This is a genomic window from Pseudoroseomonas cervicalis ATCC 49957, from assembly GCF_000164635.1.
GTDB lineage: Bacteria > Pseudomonadota > Alphaproteobacteria > Acetobacterales > Acetobacteraceae > Pseudoroseomonas > Pseudoroseomonas cervicalis.
The window spans coordinates 1-545 of sequence record NZ_GG771248.1; the positions used below are offsets into that span (position 1 = coordinate 1).

Below are 545 nucleotides of genomic sequence, written 5' to 3' on the forward strand. Positions count from 1 at the left end.
CGCAGCTCGCCCGGCGCGCCTTGCCGGTGGCCCAGGCGCAGCTCGACGGCGCCTATCGCGGCCCGGCGCAGTTCCGCGCCTGGCTGGCCGAGGCGGCGTGCCGGCAGCACGGCTTCACCACCCGCGCGGCGCCGCTGCTGGTCGCCGCCTGACGCGGCCGCCGCCATGCGCGGCGGCAAAAACGATTTCTCTTGCGAAAAACACCGGAAGCCTCTATCCGCAATCCAACGCTCCTGCGAAATTTTCCCGGATGCGGCGCCGCCCAGGCGCCGCGGCCCGGAGGGTCTCGCGGGCGCCGGCAGAAGGCAGGCGAGACCATGCAGGACAGCACCAGGGCGGCGCCCCCCCATGACGCGTTGCGGCTGCGCGGACGCAGCTGCCCCTTCCTGACGCTGGAGATCGCCGCGACCGACGCGGCCGAGCTGGAGGCGGCGCTGGCCGCGCGCCTGGCCGGCAGCGCCAGCTTCTTCCGCCACGCCCCCGTGCTGCTGGAGCTGGGCGCCCTGCCCGACAGCGCCGCGCCGCGCCTGGCCGGGCTGCTGCAG

Annotated in this window: 1 protein-coding gene; it reads left to right on the forward strand. The window is 75.8% G+C overall.

The genetic code is table 11. From position 1 onward, the window contains the following. Positions 1-317: 317 nt before the first annotated feature. On the forward strand, positions 318-545 hold a 228-nt coding region (locus tag HMPREF0731_RS22820), incomplete at its 3' end, for a hypothetical protein (protein ID WP_007006651.1).